The sequence below is a fragment of the Streptomyces sp. NPDC091371 genome (genome assembly GCF_040684275.1).
In the GTDB taxonomy this organism is placed as follows: Bacteria; Actinomycetota; Actinomycetes; order Streptomycetales; family Streptomycetaceae; genus Streptomyces.
Window position 1 is genome coordinate 15,385 of record NZ_JBFBFP010000021.1, and the last position, 18,500, is coordinate 33,884.

Consider the following 18,500-nt stretch of genomic DNA (forward strand, 5'->3'; position numbering starts at 1 on the left):
TGGCGGTCGCTACGTACGGGCGCTCTCGTCGGCTCCGCTGTCCGCGGCCAGCTCGGCCGACTGCTGCTTCGGGATCTCCACGGCTTCCGCCGCGGGTGCCGTCGCGGCAGCCGCCCCGGCCTCGGTCTCCGTCTCCTCGGCCGCACCGGATCCCGCCGTCGGGGTCTCGGCGGCGACCTCCTCGGTCACAACCTGGTCCTTACGGCGAAAAAGCCGATCAAAAACGCCCATGTCTCCTCCTATAACGTTACTCGTGTGAGTGGAGTTCCGCCTTGGCCGCAGGGGCCTCCACCGGGCCGGACCTCGCCAGGGCAACGACCCCGCCCCCACTCCGTCACGTAGCTCGATCGGGTACATGGCCGTGTCTTGACCGGGGGCTGCGAGACTGGGGCGGTGAGGAAAGCAGCCCCCGCCCAGCGGGTCATCGCCGTCGTCGGTCCCACCGCGGCGGGAAAGTCCGACCTGGGCGTCGCCCTGGCCCGTCATTTCGACGGCGAAGTCGTCAACGCCGACTCCATGCAGCTGTACCGGGGGATGGACATCGGCACCGCCAAGCTGACGACCGAGGAACGGGGAGGGGTCCCGCACCACCTCCTCGACATCTGGGACGTCACCGACACCGCCAACGTGGCCGAGTACCAGCGCCTGGCCCGTGCCGAGATCGACAAACTGCTCGCCGAGGGCCGCACCCCCGTCCTCGTCGGCGGCTCCGGGCTCTACGTCCGGGGCGCCCTGGACGTCATGGAGTTCCCCGGCACCGACCCCGAGGTGCGCGGCCGGCTGGAGGCCGAGCTCGCCCTGTACGGCTCCGGCGCCCTGCACGCCCGCCTCGCCGCAGCGGACCCGGCCGCCGCCACCGCGATCCTGCCCAGCAACGGCCGCCGGATCGTGCGCGCCCTGGAGGTCATCGAGATCACCGGCCGCCCCTTCACCGCCAACCTGCCCGGCCACGAGTCCGTCTACGACACCGTCCAGATCGGCGTCGACGTGGCCCGGCCGGAGCTCGACGAGCGGATCGCGCTGCGGGTGGACCGGATGTGGGAAGCCGGACTCGTCGACGAGGTGCGGGCGCTGGAGGCCCGCGGACTGCGTGACGGAATCACAGCTTCCAGGGCGCTCGGCTACCAGCAGGTGCTCGCCGCGCTCGCCGGGGAGTGCACCGAGGACGAGGCCAGGGCCGAGACCGTTCGGGCGACCAAGCGGTTCGCCCGCCGCCAGGACTCCTGGTTCCGGCGCGACCCGCGCGTCCACTGGCTCAGCGGTGCCGTCGCGGACCGCGGGGAACTCACCGGACTCGCGCAGTCGTTGGTCGAACGAGCGGTCACAGCCTGATCACGTGATGGCATCGGGACGCCCCGTGCGCCCGTCCCGGGCCCGGGGGCGTGCCATCATCAAACTTCGGCGGGTGCGGTCACCCGCAGTGAAGTTGCGGCGTACTGAGTCCGAGTGGGGAGGGCACGTGGCGATGGAGGCCGGCCCTCGTGACACCGGGCGGGACGACACCCGGCGGGAAGCGGACCCGACGCTTCTCGACCGGCCGACCGGGTCCGACGGATCGCGGCGGCCCGACGGTCCGGAGCGTCCCGACGGCCCGGAGCATCCTGATGGCCCGGAGCGGACCGACGCCCCGGACGGCCCCGACGCCCTCGGGCTGCCCACGGGTCCCGCGCGGTTGACCCCCGACGGCCCGGACACCGCGAACGCCGCGGAGGCCGGGGCCGCCGCCGGACCCGAGGTCGAGGTCGAGCTGCGCCCGCAGCGCCGTCTGCGCGTGTGGCAGATCGCCCCCATCGTGGTGCTCGCCACCGCCGGTTCGCTCATGTTCGCGTTCCCGCTGGCCTTCGAGTTCGGCGACGGCGGAGCCGTGGTCGCGATGCTCGGCTTCCTCATCAGCTGCTGCGCCGGCGGCTGGGGGATGATGGCCGCCCGCCGCGTGGGCTACAGCTGGCCCGGACTCCCGGCCCGGGGGAGCGGCCGCCGCCCCGACTGGCGGATGGCCGCGCTGTACGCGGCGGTCGCGCTGGTCGTCGTAGCACTCGCCGTGTACCGGGTGGCGCGGCTCCGCTAGCCGCCCGCGGCCGACCGCTCCGCGGACGGCTCGGCGACGCTGACCAGCGGATCGGTACGATGGGCGGGTGACGCAGACCACCCTCCCCTTCCTCAAGGGCCACGGCACCGAGAACGACTTCGTGATCGTCCCGGACCCGGACAACGCCATCGAGCTGCCCGCCTCCGCCGTCGCGAAGCTGTGCGACCGGCGCGCCGGGATCGGCGCGGACGGCGTCCTGCACGTCGTCCGGTCCGCCGCGCACCCCGAGGCGGCGCACCTGGCCGACGAGGCGGAGTGGTTCATGGACTACCGCAACAGCGACGGCTCCATCGCCGAGATGTGCGGCAACGGCGTACGCGTCTTCGCCCGCTACCTCCAGTACGCGGGCCACGTGGAGGCCGGCGACCTCGCCGTCGCCACCCGAGGCGGCATCAAGCGCGTCCACCTCGACAAGGCGGGCGACGTCACCGTCTCCATGGGCCGCGCCGAACTCCCCGAGGGCGACGTCACCGTCGCCGTCGGGCCCAAGAGCTGGCCCGCGCGGAACGTGAACATGGGGAACCCGCACGCGGTGGCCTTCGTTGAGAGCCTCGACGACGCCGGGAAGCTGTACGACGCCCCCGACTTCAGCCCGGCGTCCGCCTACCCGACGGGGGTCAACGTCGAGTTCGTCGTCGACCGCGGCCCCCGGCACGTCGCCATGCGCGTCCACGAGCGCGGCTCCGGCGAGACCCGCTCCTGCGGCACCGGCGCCTGCGCCGTCGCCGTGGCCGCCATCCGCCGCGACGGCGCGGACCCGGCCGTCACCGGCGAACCGGTCACCTACACCGTCGACCTCCCCGGCGGCACGCTCGTCATCACGGAGCTCCCCGACGGCCGGATCGAGATGACCGGACCGGCCGTGATCGTGGCCGCCGGAGAGTTCGACGCGGCCTGGCTCACCGAAACGGCTTTCGCCTGAAGCTTCCCTCTAATGGGTGATCCGTTTCACGCTCAGCGAGAGGTGGACTGCGCCACGTGGTGGGGTCGGTAACATCAGGCACCGGCCCTGAGGGCTCACCCCATGCCCGCCACCGCCGGTCGAAGCCGCCGGAGGTGCCCATGAGTGCAGAGGCCACGAACCCCGAAGCACACCCCGAAGTGCGCCCTGAGCTCCGCAGACGTGGCCGGACCAGGCTCGATCTGCGCCGGCTCGGCCGCGCGGCGCTGCTCGGGCCGACGTCCCGCGACCGGCTCCCGGACGCCATCGGGCACGTCGCGGAAGCGCACCGCGCCCACCATCCGGACGCCGATCTGTCCGTTTTGCGGCGCGCCTATCTGCTCGCGGAGACCTCGCACCGCGGCCAGATGCGAAAAAGTGGTGAGCCGTACATCACACATCCGCTCGCCGTGACCCTGATCCTCGCCGAACTCGGCGCCGAGACCACCACCCTGACGGCCTCTCTCCTCCACGACACCGTGGAGGACACCGACGTGACCCTCGATCAGGTCCGCGAGGAGTTCGGCGACGAGGTCTGCTTCATCGTCGACGGCGTCACCAAGGTCGAGAAGATCGACTACGGCGCAGCCGCCGAACCCGAGACCTTCCGCAAGATGCTCGTCGCCACCGGCAACGACGTCCGCGTGATGTCCATCAAACTCGCCGACCGGCTCCACAACATGCGCACCCTCGGCGTGATGCGCCCCGAGAAGCAGGCACGCATCGCCAAGGTCACCCGCGACGTCCTCATCCCGCTCGCCGAACGGCTCGGCGTCCAGGCCCTCAAGACCGAGCTGGAAGACCTCGTCTTCGCGATCCTGCACCCCGAGGAGTACGAGCACACCCGCGCGCTCATCGCCGCCCACGCCGGCGAGAACGACCCGCTGCCCGCCATCGCCGACTCCGTACGGACCGTGCTGCGCGAGGCCGGCATCGCCGCCGAGGTACAGGTGCGCCCCCGGCACTTCGTCTCCGTCCACCGCGTCGCCCTCAAACGCGGCGAACTGCGCGGTTCCGACTTCGGGCGCGTCCTCGTCCTCGTCGGCGAGAACGCCGACTGCTACGCCGTGCTGGGGGAGCTGCACACCTGCTTCACCCCGGTCGTCTCGGAGTTCAAGGACTTCATCGCCGCCCCGAAGTTCAACCTCTACCAGTCGCTGCACACCGCCGTCGCCACACCCGAGGGCTACGTCGCCGAGGTCATCGTGCGGACCCGGCAGATGCACCGCGTCGCGGAGGCGGGCGTCGTGGCCCTCGGCAACCCGTACACCACCGCCTCGGCGGACGCCGCCGAATGCGACGAGGAGCGAGTGGACCCGACGCGGCCCGGCTGGCTGTCCCGGCTGCTCGACTGGCAGCAGTCCGCGCCCGACCCCGACACCTTCTGGAGCGTGCTCCGCGCGGAGCTGGCCCAGGACCGCGAGATCACCGTCTTCCGCGCGGACGGCGGAACGCTGGGCCTGCCGGCCGGGGCCAGCTGTATCGACGCCGCCTACGCGCAGCACGGCGAGGCGGCCCACGGCTGTATCGGCGCCCGGGTCAACGGGCGCCTCACCTCCCTCTCCTCCCCGCTCTCCGACGGCGACACCGTGCAGCTGCTGCTCGCGCAGGACGCCTCCTCCGGCCCGGCCGCCGAATGGCTGGACCACGCGAAGACCCCGGCCGCCCGCATCGCCATCGGCAGCTGGCTCGAAGCCCACCCCGACCGGGCCATGTCCACCACCTCCGCCGCGCGCGCACCCCTGTCGGTGGTCGGCGCCCGCGGCGGCGGCGCCAACGCGGTCGCCGACCTGCCGGACGCACCCGTACGGCTCGCCGGGTGCTGCACGCCGGTGCCGCCGGACGCGGTCGCCGGGTTCGTGGTCCGCGGCGGGGCCGTCACCGTGCACCGCATCCACTGCGCGGCCGTCGCCCAGATGCGGGCCGTGGGGCGCACCTCGGTCGCCGTGCACTGGCGGGCCACCGCCGACTGCCGGGTCACCCTGCTCGCTGAATCGTTCGGCCGCCCCCATCTGCTGGCCGACCTGACCGAGGCCATCGCCCGGCAAGGCGTCGAGGTCGTCTCCGCGACCGTGGAGCCCCCGGTCGAGCAGCGGGTCCGGCACACGTACACCCTCCAGCTGCCCGACGCGACCGGCCTGCCCGCCCTGATGCGGGCGATGCGGGACGTGCCGGGCGTCTACGACGTCAGCCGCGCGTAGCCACCCCCCCCCAGGGCCGCCGCGTGTCACCGGGCGGCCCCGGAAGGTCCCGTTCGGGTGGCCCCGTCGCGCGTCGTGCGCGGCCGTGCGGCGGGCGCTGGTAAGCGGTGGTGGATGCAGCTCACCTCCCCGCGCCTGCGCGCCGCCCTGCTCGCCGCGGCCTCCCTCACCCTCGTCGCCGCAGTCCTGCCCCCGCCGAAGCCGCTGGGCATCGGCGACCGGCTGTTCCCGGAGCTCGGGAACCCCGGGTACGACGTGCTCTCGTACGACCTGTCCTTCACGTACAAGGACAACAAGAGCCCCCTCGAGGCGGTCACCGTCATCCAAGCCCGCGCCCTGCGGCCGCTGGAGCTGATCAACCTCGACTTCACCCACGGGAAGGTGGCGTCCGTCGAGGTCAACGGGGAGCCGGCCCGGTTCGAGACCGCGGGCGAGGACCTCGTACTGACCCCCGCGCGCCCCATCGCGCGGAACGTGCCGCTGCGCATCACCGTCCGGCACACCAGTGATCCGCGCGGCCGCGGGGACGGCGGCTGGGTCCCCACCGAGGACGGCTTGGCCATGGCCAACCAGGCGGACGCCGCCCACCGGGTCTTCCCCTGCAACGACCACCCCGCCGACAAGGCGTACTTCACCTTCCGGATCACCGCCCCGGCCGGGCTCACGGCCGTGGCCAACGGGGTGCCCGGCGCCCTGCCCGCCCCCCGCGCCGCGGCCGGCACGACCTGGACGTACCGGACCGTGCACCCCATGGCCACCGAGCTGGCCCAGGTCTCCGTCGGCCGCTCCGCCGTCGTCCACGCCACCGGACCGCACGGGCTGCCGCTGCGCGACGTGGTGCCCGCGGCCGACCGGGAGCGGCTGGCCCCCTGGCTGAAGAAGACCGCCGGCCACGTCGCGTGGATGGAGGAGCGGGTCGGCCGCTACCCCTTCGAGAACTACGGGATCCTGATCGCGCGCGCGACCACGGGCTTCGAACTGGAGACGCAGACCCTCTCGCTCTTCGAGCACGGCCTGTTCACGGGCGAGGGCTACCCCGAGTGGTACGTGGAATCCGTGATGGTGCACGAGCTCGCCCACCAGTGGTTCGGCGACAGCGTCAGCCCGCGGACCTGGTCCGACCTGTGGCTCAACGAGGGCCACGCCACCTGGTACGAGGCGCTGTACGCGGACGGCCTCGGCAAGTACTCCCTGGAGCGGCGCATGCGCGAGGCGTACCAGCGCTCCGACCAGTGGCGGGCCGCCGGCGGCCCCCCGGCCGCCCCGAAGGCCGCCGCCCCGGGGGAGAAGATCGGGCTGTTCCGGCCGGTGGTCTACGACGGGGCCGCGCTGATCCTGTACGCACTGCGCCAGGAGATCGGCGCCGCGGCCTTCGACCGGGTCGAGCGGCGCTGGGTGACGGAACACCGGGACTCCGTCGCGGGCACCGAGGACTTCGTACGCCTGGCCTCGCAGGAGGCGGGCCGGGACCTGACGTCCTTCCTGGAGCCGTGGCTGTACGGGACGAAGACCCCGGCGATGCCGGGACACCCGGAATGGAGCGGGAAAAGCGTGTGACCGCCGAGGAGAGGGCATGTCACCATCGATGGGCCCGTTGGGGGAATCCCCGGGCGGTGTGACACGTTGGACGTGACAGTTCCACGTTGGACCCGACGGCTGACGTGACCGTGCTATTCGAATCGACGTAAGGATCCAATGACCTCCTCTTCTTCCCCTTCCCAGGACGCGCGGGACGCACAGGACGTGCGGGACTCGCAGAGCTTCACCGAGAGCCTTCGGGCCGATGCCCTGATGGAAGAGGACGTCGCCTGGAGCCACGAGATCGACGGAGACCGGGACGGCGAGCAGTTCGAACGCTCCGAGCGCGCGGCCCTGCGCCGCGTGGCCGGCCTCTCCACCGAGCTCGAAGACGTCACCGAGGTCGAGTACCGACAGCTGCGCCTGGAGCGCGTCGTGCTCGTCGGTGTCTGGACCTCCGGCACGGTGAACGACGCGGAGAACTCCCTCGCGGAGCTCGCGGCGCTCGCCGAGACGGCGGGAGCTCTCGTACTCGACGGCGTGATCCAGCGCCGTGACAAGCCGGACCCGGCCACCTTCATCGGCTCGGGCAAGGCGCGCGAGCTCCGTGACATCGTCATGGAGAGCGGCGCCGACACCGTCGTCTGCGACGGCGAGCTCAGCCCCGGCCAGCTCATCGCGCTCGAAGACGTCGTCAAGGTGAAGGTGGTCGACCGGACCGCCCTCATCCTCGACATCTTCGCCCAGCACGCCAAGTCCCGGGAGGGCAAGGCGCAGGTCGCGCTCGCGCAGATGCAGTACATGCTGCCGCGACTGCGAGGCTGGGGTCAGTCGCTGTCCCGCCAGATGGGTGGCGGCGGCGGTGGCGGCATGGCCACCCGAGGCCCCGGTGAGACCAAGATCGAGACGGACCGGCGCCGGATCCGCGAGAAGATGGCGAAGATGCGCCGGGAGATCGCGGAGATGAAGACCGGCCGGGACATCAAGCGGCAGGAACGGCGCCGCAACAAGATCCCCTCGGTCGCCATCGCCGGCTACACCAACGCCGGAAAGTCCTCGCTGCTCAACCGCCTCACGGGCGCGGGCGTACTGGTGGAGAACGCGCTGTTCGCCACCCTCGACCCGACCGTGCGCCGGGCCGAGACGCCGAGCGGCCGGATCTACACCCTGGCCGACACGGTCGGCTTCGTCCGGCACCTGCCCCACCACCTCGTCGAGGCGTTCCGCTCCACGATGGAGGAGGTCGGCGACTCCGACCTCATCCTGCACATCGTGGACGGCTCGCACCCGGCGCCGGAGGAGCAGCTGGCGGCCGTGCGCGAGGTGATCCGCGAGGTCGGCGCGGTCAACGTGCCCGAGATCGTGGTGATCAACAAGGCGGACGCGGCGGACCCGCTGGTCCTGCAGCGGCTGCTGCGGATCGAGCGGCACTCCATCGCCGTCTCGGCGCGGACGGGCCTCGGCATCGAGGAGCTGCTCACGCTCATCGACACCGAGCTGCCGCGGCCCGAGGTCGAGGTGGAGGCCCTGGTGCCCTACACGCTCGGCTCCCTGGTGGCCAAGGCGCACGCCGAGGGCGAGGTGATCTCCGAGGAGCACACCGCGGAGGGCACCCTGCTCAAGGCGCGGGTCCACCCGGAACTGGCGGCGGACCTGGCTCCGTACGCCCTCGCGAAGAGCTGAGCCGGACCGACGGCGCGAACGACCGAGGGCCCCCTGCCGCACTGCGCAGGGGGCCCTCGGTCGTGCGGTCTCGTACCGCTACTTGAACTTGCCGCTCACGGCGTCGAAGACGCCCTTCGCCTCCGGGCCCAGGCGGGGTCCGGCCAGCCAGCCGGCCTTGGCCGGTCCGATCGACGTGTTCGACACCAGCGCCGGCTTGCCGTCGGCGCCCGCCGCGACCCAGCCGCCGCCGGAGGAACCACCGGTCATCGTGCAGCCGATGCGGTACATCACCGGGTCGGTCGCGTTCAGCGACAGCCGGCCCGGCTTGTCCGTGCACTGGTAGGCCTTCTGGCCGTCGAACGGAGCCGCCGCCGGGTAGCCGGTCGCCGTGATGCTCGCGACCTTCGGCACGGCCGGAGCGTTGAACTCCACCGGGAGCGCCGAACCGACCGTCTCCTCCAGGGACTTGCCGCCGCCCTGCTCCGGGGTCACGTGCAGCACCGCGAAGTCGAACGGGGCACCCGCACCGCCGGTCGGACCGCCGGTCGCGATCCACTGGTCGGAGGTCTGCGCCCAGTCGCTCCACCACACGCCGTACGGAGCCACCTGCTCCCGGGGCGCGCCCTTGAGCTGCGCCGTCGGCTTGCCCGCGTTGTTGTAGGACGGGACGAAGGCGATGTTGCGGTACCAGCCGCCGGACTTGCCCGCGTGCACGCAGTGGCCCGCCGTCCAGACCATGTTGGACTTGCCGGGGTGCGCCGGGTCCTTGACCACGGTCGCCGAGCAGACCATCGACCCCTCGGGCCCGTCGAAGAAGACCTTGCCGGACTCCGGAACGCTCTGGTGGTAGGGCGGGTTCGCCGCCTTGGCCGTCACCGCCGCCGGGGTCGGGTCGGTGACGCCCTGGTCCTTGCCCGCGTCCGGGTCGACGGACGGCCGCTTCGGCTGCTCGGCGTCACGCATGCGGTCCGGGTCCCACAGGCCCTCGATGATCGGGTTGACGTAGTCGCCCGCCTCGCGGAGCCAGTCCTCCTTCTTCCAGTTCTTCCACTCGCCCCCCTTCCACTTCTCCAGGTCGATGCCGTGCTCCTTGAGCTTGTCCTTGAGCTGGTCCGGGATCTTGATCCCGCCCGTGCCCGGACTGCTCTGCGCCACGGTCGGCTTGGAGTCGCCGCCGGCTTCCCCGCCGTCGGGGCCGCAGGCCGCGGCGGTCAGCGCGAGCGCGGCCGCGCACAGGATCGCGGTGACCGGTCGGTTCGGTCGCATGTCGTTCGTCCCCCTGGTGGATTCGAGGCGTCGAGTGCAGCAACCCACTATGCCGCCGAGGTTGGGGACGGCACAGCCCGGGGCCGCGGTTCCTGGCTCGGGAGGCGTCCCACCCCTTGACGGACAAGGATCTTGGGCCCACCCGTGATCCGTCGCCCTCACCGTCGTTGGTACGTACGGGGGATGGGGGAGCAGCGTTGATGTTCGAGGCGCAATCCGGAAGAGCAATCAGTGCGGGAGGACCGACACTCGTGGCTTTGACCGAGTCGGCCGGTACGGACGCGGTGGCGGACGTGTCCGCGGACGCTTCCGCGGACGCGTCCGCGGTACAGGTGCCGCCCCAGGGCAGCCGGGCACGGCGGCCCGCCGGCGCCGCCGACGGCATCCTGCGCAGGCAGTCCCAACGGGAGTCCGCCGCACGGACGTACGCGCGCTCCCTGCCCATCGTCCCGGTGCGCGCCCGCGGGCTGACCATCGAGGGCGCCGACGGGCGGCGCTACCTCGACTGCCTCTCCGGCGCCGGCACCCTCGCCCTCGGCCACAACCACCCCGTCGTGCTGGAAGCCATCCGCGGCGTCCTCGACTCCGGGGCCCCGCTGCACGTGCTGGACCTCGCGACCCCGGTCAAGGACGCCTTCACCACCGAGCTGTTCGCCAGCCTGCCGCCCGCCCTGGCCGCCGACGCCCGGATCCAGTTCTGCGGGCCGGCCGGTACGGACGCGGTGGAGGCGGCCCTCAAACTGGTCCGCACCGCGACCGGGCGCTCCGGGCTGCTCGCCTTCACCGGGGCCTACCACGGGATGACCGCCGGGGCCCTGGACGCCTCGGGCGGCGCGGCAGACGTGCGGGTGACCCGGCTGCCGTACCCGCAGGACTTCCGCTGCCCGTTCGGCGTCGGCGGCCCCGAGGGCGCCGAACTCGGCGCCCGCTGGACCGAGAACCTCCTGGACGACCCCAAGGGCGGGGTCCCCGCACCCGCCGGGATGATCGTCGAACCCGTGCAGGGCGAGGGCGGGGTCCTCCCGGCCCCCGACTCCTGGCTGCGCCGGATGCGCGAGATCACCCAGGCCCGGGGGATCCCGCTGATCGCGGACGAGGTGCAGACGGGCGTCGGCCGCACCGGGGCCTTCTGGGGAGTGGACCACGCGGGGGTGGTACCCGACGTCCTGGTCCTGTCCAAGGCGATCGGCGGCAGCCTGCCGCTCGCCGTGATCGTGTACCGGGCCGGGCTGGACGTGTGGGCCCCCGGAGCACACGCCGGCACCTTCCGCGGCAACCAACTGGCCATGGCGGCCGGCGCAGCCACCCTCGCCTACGTCCGTGAGAACCGGCTCGCCGAGCGCGCCGCCACCCTCGGCGAGCGGATGCTCACCGCCCTGCGCGGCCTCGCCTCCGCCCACCCCTGCATCGGGGACGTACGGGGCCGCGGCCTGATGATCGGCGTCGAACTCGTCGACCCCGACACCGGAGCCTGCGCGCCCGCCCTCGCCGCGGCCGTCCGCCAGGAGTGCCTGGAGCGCGGGCTGATCGTCGAACTCGGTGGCCGCCACTCCGCTGTCGTCCGCCTGCTACCCCCACTGACCCTGACCGACGAGCAGGCCGCGGCGGTGCTCGACCGCCTGGCCGACGCCATCCCGGCAGCCGCCCGCCGCTCCCACTGACCCGTACCCCGAGGACCCGCGATGCCCGACGCGCACCATTCCACCCCGACCCCCGGCCCCGGCGGCAACGAGGACCGGCCGCTGCCCCCGACGCCCCCGGCCCGGCAGCAGCCCCCCACCCCCGCCGAGCCGAACCCCACCCCCGCGGGCCAGGCCGCCCCCCACCCCCCGGCCCCCACCCCGGAGCCCCCCACCCACCCCTGGTCCCAACCCCCGGCACCCGCCCAGCCCTGGACCCCGCCCACGGAGGCTGTCCTTCCGCAGGCCGCACCCCCGGCACCCGCCCAGCCCTGGACCCCGCCCACCGAGGACGTCCAGCCGCCGACCCCGCCCACCGAGGCCGCCACCCCGTGGGCCGCACCCCCTGCGGCCGGCCGGCCCTGGAATCCGCCGGGCGAGGACGTCCAGCCCTGGGCCGCGCCCGCCGGAGCCGCGGCCGGGAGCGACGGGGCCGGGGGCGACGAGGCGCACGGCGTCGCCCATGGCGAACCGATCCGGCGGGCGCCCGCGGCGGAGGTGCCGGCGGCGACCACCGTGCCGCGGCAGAAGGACGGCACGGCCGTGCCCCGCACGGGCTGGAGAGGCCGCGCCCGGCCGGAGCAGGCGGGACTGCCCGAGCTCCTGGACCACCCCGACCCGGCGGTCGCCGCCGAGGCCGCGGCGGTCGAGAACCTGCTCCGCTGCTGGGTCCGCGAAGCCGGACTCCGCCGCCCCGACGGCCCCGTCGGCACCCCGTTGCGCATCCCCCTCCCCGCCTCGGGCGCCGCCCTGCGCGTCGCCGTCCGCTACTGGTCCCCAGCAGGCTGGCACCGCTTCGGCCCGGCACGACTGGAAACCGCGCCCGCCACCGCGCCCGCCCTGGACGCCGTCACCCTCGCCGCCCTCCTCGCCCGAGAGGGCAACCGCACCCCCGCCGACGGAGACCGCGGCTCCGCCGACCTCGTGGCCCGGGTGGCCGACTCGGTCCGCCGGACCGCCGAGTTCATCGCGGACCGGCGCGAACGCCCCACCGCACCGGCCCCCGTGGGCGGGGACCGCTTCCTCACCGCCGAGCAGTCGCTCCTCCTCGGTCACCCCCTCCAGCCGGACCCGAAGAGCCGCGAAGGACTCTCCGAGACCGAAGTGCGCCACTACTCACCCGAATTGCACGGCTCCTTCCCCCTGCACTGGTTCGCCGTCGAACCCGCCGCCCTCGCCACCGAATCGGCCTGGACGGAACGCGGCCGCCCCGTCTCCGCCGCCCGGCTCCTCGGCCGGCTCGCGCCCGGACTTGCGGTGCCCGACGGCGCCACCCCCCTTCCCCTGCACCCGTGGCAGGCCCGCGACCTGCTCCAGCGCCCCGCCGTCGCCGCCCTCCGCGACGCGGGACTCCTCCACGACCTGGGCCCCCACGGCGCCCCCTGGTACCCGACCTCCTCCGTCCGCACCGTCCACCGCCCCGGAGCCCAGGCGATGCTCAAGCTCTCCCTGGGCGTTCGCATCACCAACTCCCGCCGCGAGAACCTCCGCAAGGAACTCCACCGCGGAGTCGAGGTGCACCGACTGCTCCGCACCGGTCTCGCCGAGCAGTGGCAGACGGGCCACCCCGGCTTCGACATCGTCCGCGACCCCGCCTGGGTCGCCGTCGACGCCCCGGACGGCACCCCCGTCCCCGGACTCGACGCCCTGCTGCGCCACAACCCCTTCCGCTCAACCGACGACGCCGTCTGCATCGCCGCCCTGACCGCACCCCGCCCGTGGCCCGGCCGGACCACCATGAGCTCCCGGCTCGCCGAGACCGTCTCCGGCCTCGCCACCACCACCGGACGCCCCACCTCAGCCGTCGCCGCCGAGTGGTTCCTGCGCTACCTCGACCACGTGGTCCTGCCGGTCCTCGCCTTCGACGCGCTCGCCGGCATCGCCCTCGAAGCGCACCAGCAGAACACCCTGGTCCTGCTCGACCCGGCCGGCTGGCCCGTCGGCGGCCGCTTCCGCGACAACCAGGGCTACTACTTCCGCGCGTCCCGCCGCACGGAACTGGAGCACCGGCTCCCCGGCATCGGCAGCGCCAGCGACACCTTCGTCCCCGACGCCGTCACCGACGAACGCTTCGCCTACTACCTCGGCATCAACAACGTGCTCGGCCTCATCGGCGCCTTCGGCTCCCAGCGGCTCGCCGACGAGCGCGTACTGCTCGCCGCCTTCCGCCGTTTCCTCGGCAAGGCCGCGCACCTCGGCCCGCTCCCCACCCGGCTGCTCGACTCACCCACCCTGCGCTGCAAGGCGAACCTGCTCACCCGCCTGGGCGGCCTGGACGAGCTCGTCGGCCCCGTCGACACCCAGTCCGTCTACGTCACGATCGCCAACCCCCTTCACGATTGACCCGTCAGCGCCGACACGGAGAAGAGCCCCCGATGCCCTCCACCGAAACGCCCGCCGATCCCATCGGCTCCGCCACCCGCACCTTCGGCAGCCTCCGGGCCGTCGACGACACCGTCGAACTGCGACTCCCCGTGGACCTGTTGCCCCTGCTCGCCGAGGCGGACCTACTCGATTCCCCGGCCATCTGGGGCACCACCGACACCCCCGCCGGCGCCTTCCGGCTCGAACCGGTACGACCAGAGCGGGACCTGGAGCTCCTCGCGGGCTGGATGAACGATCCGGAGGTGGACGCCTACTGGGAGCTCGCCGGCCCCGCAGCCGTCACCGAGGCCCACCTGCGGACCCAGCTCGACGGGGACGGCCGCAGCATCCCGTGCCTCGGCCTCCTCGACGGCACGCCGATGAGCTACTGGGAGATCTACCGGGCCGACCTCGACCCGCTGTCCCGGTACTACCCGGCGCGCCCCCACGACACGGGTATCCACCTGCTGATCGGAGACGGCACGAACCGCGGCCGGGGCCTGGGCACCACGCTGCTGCGCGCCGTCGCCGGCCTGGTGCTCGACAACCGACCCCGCTGCACACGCGTCATCGCGGAACCGGACATCCGCAACACCCCCTCCGTATCAGCCTTCCTGAGTTCGGGTTTCCGCTGTTTCGCGGAAATCGACCTTCCCGAGAAGCGCGCGGCCCTGATGATCCGGGAGCGGGCGCTGCGCAATCTCCTCTGACTGCCGCCCCGCAGGCCCCGATCGCCCCGCCGCTTCGCACCTCTCCCTTCGAAAACTCCGCGCCACGCGGCAAAGTTCCCGAGCCCCGAGGAGACCCGTGCCGAATTTCCCCACAGCCCCCGCCCCGGCCGAACCGCCCGTGCCGCCCTCGCCCGAACACCCCTGTACGCCCCCCGAACTCACCGGACCGACCTGGGACTTCGCGGCCCGCCGGCTGCTCGCCAAAATGCTCTCCGAGTTCGCCTACGAGGAGATCATCAGCCCGGTCCCCGTCCCCGCCCCCGCACCGGCCGCCATCCCCGCCCACACCGGGGACGCCTGGACCCTGACCCTCGACGACGGCAGCAGCCTCGGCTTCCGGGCCCGCCGCCGCTCCTACGGCAGCTGGCACGTCAGCCCGGACTCCATCACCCTCACCCCGGCGCCGCCCGCCACCGGGCCCCCGACCGCCTTCGGGGACCCGTACGCCTTCCTCGTCCGCGCCCGCACCCTCCTCGGCCTCGACGGAGCCACCCTCGGCCACCTCGTCCGCGAGCTCAGCGCCACCCTCGCCGCCGACGCCCGGATCGACCACACCGCACTCACCGCCGACGTCCTCGCGGACCTCGACTACGCCGCCCTCGAAGGCCACCAGACCGGCCACCCCTGGCTCGTCCTCAACAAGGGCCGCATCGGCCTCTCCGCCTCCGACACCGAGGCCTGGGCCCCCGAGGCCCGCACCCGCCAGCGGCTGCCCTGGCTCGCCGCCCACACCTCGCTCGCCGCCTACCGCGGCACCGCCGGCCTGGAGGATCCCGCCCGCCTCTACTCCGCCGAGCTCGACCCCGTCACCCGCGCCGCCTTCGACCAGGCCCTGCGCGACCGCGGCCTCGACCCGCTCGGCTACCTCTACCTCCCGGTCCACCCCTGGCAGTGGGACGAGGTGGTCCTCCCGATCTTCGCCCCGGCCCTCGCCGCCGGCACCCTCGTTCCGCTCGCCGCCGACCCCGACCTGCGCCTGCCCCAGCAGTCGATCCGCACCTTCCTCAACCTCACCCGCCCCGACCGGCACAGCGTCAAGCTGCCGCTCTCCGTCTTCAACACCATGGTCTGGCGCGGCCTGCCCTCCGACCTGACCCTCGCCGCCCCCGCCGTCACCGCCTGGATCCACTCCCTCCGCGACGGCGACCCCTTCCTCCGCGACGAATGCGGGGTGGTCCTGCTCGGCGAGGTCGCCTCCGTCACCGTCCGCCATCCCGTCTACGACCAGCTGCCCGAGGTCCCGTACCAGTACAAGGAGCTCCTCGGCGCGATCTGGCGAGAGCCCCTGACCGGCCGCCTCGCCCCCGGCGAGCGCGCCCGTACGCTCGCCTCCCTCCTCCACACCGACCCGCGCGGCCGCTCCTTCACCGCCGAACTCGTCGCCCGGTCCGGTCTGGCCCCGGCCGTATGGCTCCAGCGCCTCTTCGCCGCCGTCCTGCCCCCGCTGCTCCACTTCCTGTACCGGTACGGCACCGTCTTCTCCCCGCACGGGGAGAACGCCGTCGTGATCTTCGACGAGCACGAGGTCCCGGTCCGGCTGGCGGTCAAGGACTTCGTGGACGACATCAACATCAGCGACGAGCCGCTGCCCGAGCTGGCCTCGATGCCCGACGAGGTCCGGTCCGTGCTGCTCACCGAGCCCGCCGACTTCCTGCCCCAGTTCATCCACTCCGGGCTCTTCGTCGGTGTCTTCCGCTACCTCTCCGCCCTGTGCGAGGACCGCCTCGACGTCCCGGAGGGAGAGTTCTGGTCCCTCGTACGGGCGGAGATCGTCCGCCACCAGGCCCGTTTCCCGGAGCTCAAGGACCGCTACGAGCTCTTCGACCTGCTCGGCGAACGCATCGGGCGGCTCTGCCTGAACCGGAACCGGCTCTACGAGGACGGCTACCGCGACCGCCCGGACCGCCCGCACGCCGTGCAGCACGGCACCGTACCCAACCCCCTGTACCGCCCGTGAATCCTCGCCGGTGCGCTCACTCGTGCGCTCGGTGTCGGTGGGGCCCCGTAGGGTTGGCAGTGCTATGACGAAGCCCTCCCTCCCCGACCTGCTGCACGCCGCCGTCTCCGCCGTGGGCGGCACGGAGCGCCCCGGCCAGGTGGCCATGGCCGAAGCCGTCGCCGAAGCGATCGACGACAACTCCCACCGGCTCATCCAGGCCGGCACCGGTACCGGCAAGTCCCTCGGCTACCTGGTGCCGGCCCTCGCCCACGGCGAGCGCGTGGTCGTGGCCACGGCGACCCTCGCCCTCCAGCGGCAGCTCGTCGAGCGCGACCTGCCCCGGACGGTGGACGCACTGCATCCGCAGCTGCGCCGCCGCCCGCAGTTCGCCATGCTCAAGGGCCGGTCGAACTACCTGTGCCTGCACCGCCTGCACGAGGGCGTGCCGCAGGACGAGGAGGAGGGCCTCTTCGACCAGTTCGAGGCGGCCACCCCCACGAGCAAGCTCGGCAAGGACCTGCTGCGCCTGCGCGACTGGGCCGACGAGACGGAGACCGGCGACCGCGACGACCTGACCCCGGGCGTCTCCGACAAGGCCTGGGGGCAGATCTCGGTCTCCTCCCGCGAGTGCCTGGGCGCGACGAAGTGCGCGTACGGGGCCGAGTGCTTCGCCGAGGCCGCCCGCGAGCGGGCCAAGCTCGCCGACGTGGTCGTCACCAACCACGCCCTCCTCGCCATCGACGCCATCGAGGGCGCCCCCGTGCTGCCCCAGCACGAGGTGCTGATCGTTGACGAGGCCCACGAGCTGGTCTCCCGGGTGACCGGCGTCGCCACCGGCGAGCTCACCCCGGGGCAGGTCAACCGGGCCGTGAAGCGTGCCGCCAAGCTGGTCGACGAGAAGATCGCCGATGCGCTCCAGACGGCATCCGAGTCCTTCGAGCGGGTCATGGAGCTGGCGCTCCCGGGCCGCCTGGAGGAGATCCCCGAGGACCTGGGGTACGCGCTGATGGCCCTGCGGGACGCCGCGCGCAACGTGATCTCCGCGATCGGTTCCACCCGCGACAAGTCCGTCCACGACGAGGACGCGGTCCGCAAGCAGGCCCTGGCCGCGGTGGAGAGCGTCCACACGGTGGCCGAGCGGATCACCAACGGCTCCGAGTACGACGTCGTCTGGTACGAGCGCCACGACCGCTTCGGCGCGACCCTCCGGGTCGCCCCGCTGTCGGTGTCCGGCCTCCTGCGCGAGAAGCTGTTCGAGGACCGCTCGGTGGTCCTGACCTCGGCCACCCTCAAGCTCGGCGGCGACTTCAACGGCGTCGCGGCCTCGCTGGGGCTCTCCCCCGAGGGGGTCGAAGGGGACGACGTGCCGGCCTGGAAGGGGCTGGACGTCGGCTCGCCCTTCGACTACCCCAAGCAGGGCATCCTGTACGTCGCCAAGCACCTGGCCACGCCGGGCCGCGAGGGCACCCGCGGCGACATGATGGACGAGCTCGCCGAGCTGATCGAGGCGGCCGGCGGCCGCACCCTCGGCCTGTTCTCCTCCATGCGCGGCGCCAAGGCGGCAGCCGAGGAGCTGCGCGGCCGGCTCGACAACCAGATCCTGCTCCAGGGCGAGGAGACGCTCGGCGAGCTGATCAAGGCATTCGCGGCCGACCCGAAGACCTGCCTGTTCGGGACGCTGTCGCTCTGGCAGGGCGTGGATGTGCCCGGCCCCAGCTGCCAGCTCGTGGTCATGGACCGGATCCCCTTCCCGCGCCCCGACGACCCGCTGATGAGCGCCCGCCAGAAGTCGGTGGAGGAGCACGGGGGCAACGGCTTCATGGCCGTGGCCGCCACCCACGCCGCGCTGCTGATGGCGCAGGGCGCGGGCCGTCTCGTACGGGCCACGGGGGACCGGGGCGTCGTCGCCGTGCTGGACCCCCGGCTGGCCACGGCCCGGTACGGGAGCTTCCTGCGGGCCACGCTGCCGGACTTCTGGTACACCACGGACCGCAACCAGGCCCGCCGCTCGCTGGCCGCGATCGACGCCGCTGCGAAGGCCGACGGCAAGTAGTGCTTGGGAGCACGAGCACAAAACAACCCCCGGGACCGGCGCAGTGGGTCCCGGG

13 protein-coding genes are annotated in these 18,500 nt (G+C 73.2%); 11 read left to right on the forward strand and 2 right to left on the reverse strand.

The features are described 5' to 3' along the window. Positions 1-9: 9 nt before the first annotated feature. Entirely contained in the window at positions 10-189 is a 180-nt protein-coding gene (locus AB0O21_RS22665; protein ID WP_365173097.1) for a gliding motility protein, read from the reverse strand. 204 nt (positions 190-393) lie between these two features. Between AB0O21_RS22665 and miaA the strand changes: the two genes are divergently transcribed. The 6 genes from miaA (at position 394) to hflX (ending at position 8,431) form a co-directional block, all read left to right on the forward strand. Next, a complete protein-coding gene (gene miaA, locus AB0O21_RS22670) occupies positions 394-1,332 on the forward strand; it encodes a tRNA (adenosine(37)-N6)-dimethylallyltransferase MiaA (protein WP_365173098.1) in 939 nt (312 codons plus the stop codon). A gap of 133 nt (positions 1,333-1,465) precedes the next feature. Next, positions 1,466-2,068, forward strand: coding sequence for a hypothetical protein (locus tag AB0O21_RS22675; RefSeq protein ID WP_365173263.1), 603 nt, complete (start codon positions 1,466-1,468; stop codon positions 2,066-2,068). Between the two features lie 67 nt (positions 2,069-2,135). Further along, positions 2,136-3,011, forward strand: a complete 876-nt coding sequence (gene dapF / locus AB0O21_RS22680; RefSeq protein ID WP_365173100.1) for a diaminopimelate epimerase — start codon at positions 2,136-2,138, stop codon at positions 3,009-3,011. A 140-nt stretch (positions 3,012-3,151) separates the two neighbouring features. Then, positions 3,152-5,230 carry an HD domain-containing protein gene (locus tag AB0O21_RS22685; RefSeq protein ID WP_365173102.1) on the forward strand — a complete coding sequence of 693 codons (2,079 nt, stop codon included), beginning with the start codon at positions 3,152-3,154 and terminating at the stop codon, positions 5,228-5,230. A gap of 114 nt (positions 5,231-5,344) precedes the next feature. Continuing rightward, positions 5,345-6,787 (forward strand): M1 family metallopeptidase, encoded by a 1,443-nt coding sequence (locus tag AB0O21_RS22690; RefSeq protein WP_365173104.1) that lies wholly within the window; start codon positions 5,345-5,347, stop codon positions 6,785-6,787. 138 nt (positions 6,788-6,925) lie between these two features. Next, positions 6,926-8,431, forward strand: a complete 1,506-nt coding sequence (hflX, locus tag AB0O21_RS22695; protein ID WP_365173106.1) for a GTPase HflX — start codon at positions 6,926-6,928, stop codon at positions 8,429-8,431. A gap of 78 nt (positions 8,432-8,509) precedes the next feature. Here the strand turns inward: hflX and AB0O21_RS22700 are convergent, their stop codons facing one another. Then, the gene (locus AB0O21_RS22700) at positions 8,510-9,679 is read right to left on the reverse strand and encodes a hypothetical protein (protein ID WP_365173108.1); all 1,170 of its coding nucleotides are present in this window, start codon (positions 9,677-9,679) and stop codon (positions 8,510-8,512) included. Between the two features lie 200 nt (positions 9,680-9,879). On the opposite strand from AB0O21_RS22700, the gene AB0O21_RS22705 reads away from it, so the two are divergent. The 5 genes from AB0O21_RS22705 to AB0O21_RS22725 all read left to right on the forward strand — a co-directional run bounded on the left by AB0O21_RS22705 (position 9,880) and on the right by AB0O21_RS22725 (position 18,445). Then, on the forward strand, positions 9,880-11,340 hold the full coding sequence (locus tag AB0O21_RS22705) for a diaminobutyrate--2-oxoglutarate transaminase family protein (RefSeq protein ID WP_365173110.1): 1,461 nt from the start codon (positions 9,880-9,882) through the stop codon (positions 11,338-11,340). Between the two features lie 21 nt (positions 11,341-11,361). Next, entirely contained in the window at positions 11,362-13,701 is a 2,340-nt protein-coding gene (locus AB0O21_RS22710) for an IucA/IucC family protein (protein WP_365173111.1), read from the forward strand. A gap of 32 nt (positions 13,702-13,733) precedes the next feature. Continuing rightward, positions 13,734-14,432, forward strand: coding sequence for a GNAT family N-acetyltransferase (locus AB0O21_RS22715; protein ID WP_365173112.1), 699 nt, complete (start codon positions 13,734-13,736; stop codon positions 14,430-14,432). Between the two features lie 139 nt (positions 14,433-14,571). Further along, positions 14,572-16,410, forward strand: a complete 1,839-nt coding sequence (locus AB0O21_RS22720) for an IucA/IucC family siderophore biosynthesis protein (protein ID WP_365173265.1) — start codon at positions 14,572-14,574, stop codon at positions 16,408-16,410. A 64-nt stretch (positions 16,411-16,474) separates the two neighbouring features. Next, positions 16,475-18,445, forward strand: a complete 1,971-nt coding sequence (locus tag AB0O21_RS22725) for an ATP-dependent DNA helicase (protein WP_365173114.1) — start codon at positions 16,475-16,477, stop codon at positions 18,443-18,445. The last annotated feature ends 55 nt before the right edge of the window (positions 18,446-18,500 follow it).

Coding starts and splice junctions, on each gene's coding strand:
- AB0O21_RS22675 (WP_365173263.1), top strand. CDS start 1,466: ATGGAGGCCGGCCCTCGTGACACCGGGCGGGACGACACCCGGCGGGAA.
- AB0O21_RS22685 (WP_365173102.1), top strand. CDS start 3,152: ATGAGTGCAGAGGCCACGAACCCCGAAGCACACCCCGAAGTGCGCCCT.
- AB0O21_RS22690 (WP_365173104.1), top strand. CDS start 5,345: ATGCAGCTCACCTCCCCGCGCCTGCGCGCCGCCCTGCTCGCCGCGGCC.
- hflX (WP_365173106.1), top strand. CDS start 6,926: ATGACCTCCTCTTCTTCCCCTTCCCAGGACGCGCGGGACGCACAGGAC.
- AB0O21_RS22700 (WP_365173108.1), bottom strand. CDS start 9,679: ATGCGACCGAACCGACCGGTCACCGCGATCCTGTGCGCGGCCGCGCTC.
- AB0O21_RS22705 (WP_365173110.1), top strand. CDS start 9,880: ATGTTCGAGGCGCAATCCGGAAGAGCAATCAGTGCGGGAGGACCGACA.
- AB0O21_RS22710 (WP_365173111.1), top strand. CDS start 11,362: ATGCCCGACGCGCACCATTCCACCCCGACCCCCGGCCCCGGCGGCAAC.
- AB0O21_RS22715 (WP_365173112.1), top strand. CDS start 13,734: ATGCCCTCCACCGAAACGCCCGCCGATCCCATCGGCTCCGCCACCCGC.
- AB0O21_RS22725 (WP_365173114.1), top strand. CDS start 16,475: ATGACGAAGCCCTCCCTCCCCGACCTGCTGCACGCCGCCGTCTCCGCC.